Below are 4,199 nucleotides of genomic sequence, written 5' to 3' on the forward strand. Positions count from 1 at the left end.
GGCTGCTTTACAGGCTTGAAGCAGAAATTAAGGTATCGTCAAGGCATGAGAAAGGCAAACAGGATTGGGTTTATTAAGGATTATTTCTCTAACTTGGCAGAGGATTGACACCTTTTCTGTCCTATACGCTTAAATTTTAGACAAATCCAGAAAAGGCCGTCTGAACAATGTGTTTCAGACGGCCTTTTTGCTGCGTATGCGTTCAATGCCATGTTTTCCCAATCGACTCGGCAACGGCGTTACCTAAAATCTCATTGCCGAATTCATTGAAATGCAGCCCGTCGCTAATCGTCAGTGCGGTTAAGTCCCGCACAAACATCAAAGCATATAAATCGTTGATGCCAAAACCAAATTCACGCGCCAAGTTTTGGGCAGTTTGGTTGTAGGTATGGATGTCTTTCAGATAGAGGCGCGATGATTTGGCGATATTGTGTACGCTTTGCAGAAAGGGCGTGCTGCTTGCCCAAATGATGTGCGCACCGGTTTCTTTCAATCGGGTAAAAATCTGCCACAGATTGACGTGATAAGTTTGGATGTCGGTTAAGGGTTTCAGGCTGCCGGCATTGTAGCGGATATCGTGCAAGCCGCAGTTGAGATGAATGATGTCGCCGACCTGTGCGCCATGTATCCAGTCTTTGATATGCTGCAATACATCATGCGATGAGCGGCAATTGTCCAGCGGCGAGAGAATCGCCGTATCGGGCAGGGCGGCTTGAACCTTTGCTTCATAACCCAACCGGATTGAATCACCAATAAGATAAACTGTCATATTTCCCTCGACATTAAGGCCGTCTGAAATAATTAACATTATAATGTTAGTTGTTTCAGACGGCCTTAACGTAGGTCAAATCAAACAGCCGTATTATGTAAAGCTGATTAGTCTTTGTAATTTTGACGATAAAAATCAATCAATTGTTTCGCTTGCAGCATCGGCACGCCGAAGCGGTCGGCCACGGTTTTCAAATCTTTAATTTCCACGCCGGTCAGGTTTTGGCTGATCCATCGAAATGTTTCCGGCTGGCTTTTGATGTGTTCCAAATAAGCCTGTTTGCGTTTCCAATTGCGCGACCATATCAGCAATACGGTAAAAATCAATAATGTAATCAGAAATATATTCATCGCGGCCATCATTTCCATGGTCGAACGCCCGTGCAAAATAAAAGCCGATTATAAACGATAAAAGGCCGTCTGAGGTAAAGTTGCCCGTTTCAGACGGCCTTCAATAGATGCGGCATTATTTGATTTTCACGCGTTTCAAACGTAAAGCATTGGCTAATACCGATACCGAACTCATCGCCATTGCTGCACCGGCAATCACCGGGCTGAGAAAACCCAAAGCCGCCAGTGGGATGCCGAGAATATTGTAGAAAAATGCGAAAAACAAGTTTTGCTTGATGTTTTTCAAGGCAGCACGGGAAACGAGCAGGGCGTCGACTAATTGATTTACCGAATGTTGCATCAGTGTGGCCGAAGCAGTGTGTTCTGCCACATCGGCGCCACCTTTCATGGCAAAGCTGACATTGGCGGCAGCTAAAGCAGGAGCATCGTTGATGCCGTCGCCGACCATGGCTATAACTTTACCTTCGTCCTTTAATTTTTGTACCGCTGCCGCTTTATTGCGCGGACTCATGTTGCCGAAAGCATGCTCGATGCCTAATTGCGCGGCGATGTATTTGACGGTATTTTGATTGTCGCCGCTCATTACGTACACATCAATATCATGCCTTTTCAGACGGCGTATGGCTTCGGCAGTGTCGCTTTTTAGGGTGTCAGCCAAGGCAAAGGCACCGATGGGCTGGTCGTCAACCGATACGGCAACCAAGCTGGCGATTGACCAAACACTGTCTAAACCGGTTGGTAAAGTCAGGTTGGCAGAATTGGTTTTACCCACTTTCACCAGACCGACACCGTGGATTTCGGCGGAAATGCCTACGCCGACCACTGTTTGCGCGCGGCTGGTTTCCGGTAAATCCAGATTGCGGGCAAGTGCGGCGGATACAATCGCGTTAGCGAGCGGATGGGTGGCGTTTTGTTCTACAGCGGCAGCGATGCGGAACAAATCGTCTTCGCTGAAACCACCGTCCGGCACAAGGTAAACCGCGGCCACTTGCGGACGGCCTTCAGTGAGCGTGCCGGTTTTGTCGAGCACCACAGCATTGACATGTGCCGATTCTTCCATCGCCGCGGCATCTTTAAACCAAATACCGTGTTTGACCGCTTTGCCCATGCCGACCATCACTGCTGCCGGAGTGGCCAAACCCAAAGCGCACGGACAGGCGATTACCAACACCGCCACCGCATGCATCAGACCTTCCTGCCAATCACCTTTAATGCCCCAAGTGAGCGCAAAAGTGAGTAAGGAAATGCCGACCACTACCGGCACGAACACCGCCGCTGCTTTGTCTGCCATGCGTGCAATCGGCGCTTTGCTGCCTTGCGCTTCCGAGAGCGCGTTCATCATGTCGCCGAGTAAGGTGTGGCTGCCCAGTTGCGTGGCGCGGTAAACCATGCTGCCGTCGGTCACCAACGCACCGGCCAAAACTTTGCTGCCTTGCTGTTTCATTTCGGGATTCGATTCGCCTGTCAGGTGGCTTTCGTCTGTCCAGCCGCTGCCACTTTCGACCACACCATCGGCGGCAATGCGTTCGCCGTGATTGGCGCGCAGCATATCACCGGTTTGTACTTGGTCTAAAGGCAGCAATTGCCATGCCCCGTCGCGATGCACATTCACATTGCTCGGTGTGAGTTTGAGCATCAACGACAAGCTGTTGAGACTGGATTTTTTGGTGCGGTGTTCCAAGAATTTGCCCAGCGACACAAAACCGACCACCATCACGCCCGCTTCAAAATACACATGCGCTATACCGTCATGTCCCATGTCGCGGTGATGGAACATCATATACACGGAATAGAGATAAATCGACACCGTGCCGATGGTGACCAACACATCCATGTTGGCCAAGCCGCCTTTAATCGATGTCCACGCGCTTCTGTAAAACGGTATCGCCAGCCAAAGCTGCACAATGCTGGCTAGGGCAAATTGCCACATCACGGGCATCATCCAATCGTGGCAGCCAAACATCATGCCAGCCATGCCGGTAAGAAACGGCACATTAACTGCCAACAGCAGCCACAAACGCCAGCCGATGTGCACCAGTCCATCGTTGCCGGCTTTGGGCAGCGCATCAGTTTTTTCTTTTGCACCAAAACCGGTTTTCTTGATAATTTGAGTGATGTCGGCTATTGAGCTTCTGCTGTCGTCAAAGATGACTTGCGCTTCTTCACTGGCAAAATTCACGCCGGCGCTTTCGATAAAGTCTTTTTTATTTAAGACTTTTTCAATGCGCGAGGCGCAAGCCTGGCAGGTCATGCCTTCGATTTGGAAACGGACTTTTTTTTGCATTTTATTGACTAGTAGGTTGGGTAGATGGAGTAAGCTTAAACCTTTACTGTAGGTTAATGTCAAGCGGTATCAAATATGAGGCTTAGGAATCAAAATCATAAAATTTTATGGTAAGCTTCTGATATCTATATTAAAAACAAGTACCAAAAGTCCGGTAAATTTTCTGAGCAGAAATTCCGGCAAATATTACGCCTTTCTGCCTCAGGTTTGACTGCTTCCGACACAGCCGGATTAACGGCAGCCAGTGTCCGAAGTGCCAACAACCCATTCCCCAAACTGCGGCACCGTATTGCTGACGAATGTGGGAAGCAAACCTTGTTTTCAGGTATCACTGAACCGGATGGGCCTTATTCCGGTGCCAGACGCATCCGTGGCAAACAGGCTTGGGGAGCCGGTGGAAAAACCACCGTATTGGGCATATTGAAGCGTCCCGGTGCTTCAAAAGCCATGCTGCAAAAGGTTATCCGGGGTCATCTCCTTATCAAAGGCGTTACCAATACCGGTGGCCGGCGTGGTTCTGGTTGATATGGCCTGAGACCTTTGTAAAACCCTTTCCAACCGACAAAAGGTTAATGGCTGCTAAAACAACCCAACCTTTTCCCAAACCCCTAAAATCCCCTAAATTCCTTTGAAACCGGATTTTAGAGGATTCTCCCCATGGGCCGCTTTTTCAAACAAACTACCGAAACCATGATTGCCAAACATATTGACCGCTTTCCATTGCTTAAAAACCACTTCATTACCGGCCGGCAGCCCATCACCAATTATCCCGAACAGCAAAAAGGCCGTTATGCCC

Annotated in this window: 4 protein-coding genes; 1 reads left to right on the forward strand and 3 read right to left on the reverse strand. The window is 49.1% G+C overall.

The window, feature by feature from the left end:
* Positions 1 to 202 precede the first annotated feature (202 nt).
* The 3 genes from C7N83_RS13150 to C7N83_RS13160 all read right to left on the reverse strand — a co-directional run bounded on the left by C7N83_RS13150 (position 203) and on the right by C7N83_RS13160 (position 3,403).
* Positions 203 to 769, reverse strand: coding sequence for an SGNH/GDSL hydrolase family protein (locus C7N83_RS13150; protein ID WP_106743196.1), 567 nt, complete (start codon positions 767 to 769; stop codon positions 203 to 205).
* Positions 770 to 876: 107 nt separating this feature from the next.
* Complete coding sequence (locus C7N83_RS13155; protein WP_106743191.1) at positions 877 to 1,137, reverse strand: hypothetical protein; 261 nt, start codon at positions 1,135 to 1,137, stop codon at positions 877 to 879.
* 97 nt (positions 1,138 to 1,234) lie between these two features.
* Positions 1,235 to 3,403: a heavy metal translocating P-type ATPase gene (locus tag C7N83_RS13160; RefSeq protein ID WP_106743193.1), complete on the reverse strand. Its 2,169-nt coding sequence runs from the start codon at positions 3,401 to 3,403 to the stop codon at positions 1,235 to 1,237.
* Between the two features lie 207 nt (positions 3,404 to 3,610).
* Here C7N83_RS13160 and C7N83_RS13165 point away from each other — a divergent pair, with 207 nt between their 5' ends.
* Entirely contained in the window at positions 3,611 to 3,928 is a 318-nt protein-coding gene (locus tag C7N83_RS13165; protein WP_106743194.1) for a hypothetical protein, read from the forward strand.
* Positions 3,929 to 4,199: the final 271 nt, after the last annotated feature.

It is taken from the genome of Neisseria iguanae (assembly GCF_003013245.1).
In the GTDB taxonomy this organism is placed as follows: Bacteria; Pseudomonadota; Gammaproteobacteria; order Burkholderiales; family Neisseriaceae; genus Neisseria; species Neisseria iguanae.

What these genes read in the sequence shown, in the direction of transcription:
- C7N83_RS13155 (WP_106743191.1), bottom strand. Translation starts at nt 1,137, where the DNA reads ATGGAAATGATGGCCGCGATGAATATATTTCTGATTACATTATTGATT.
- C7N83_RS13150 (WP_106743196.1), bottom strand. Translation starts at nt 769, where the DNA reads ATGACAGTTTATCTTATTGGTGATTCAATCCGGTTGGGTTATGAAGCA.
- C7N83_RS13160 (WP_106743193.1), bottom strand. Translation starts at nt 3,403, where the DNA reads ATGCAAAAAAAAGTCCGTTTCCAAATCGAAGGCATGACCTGCCAGGCT.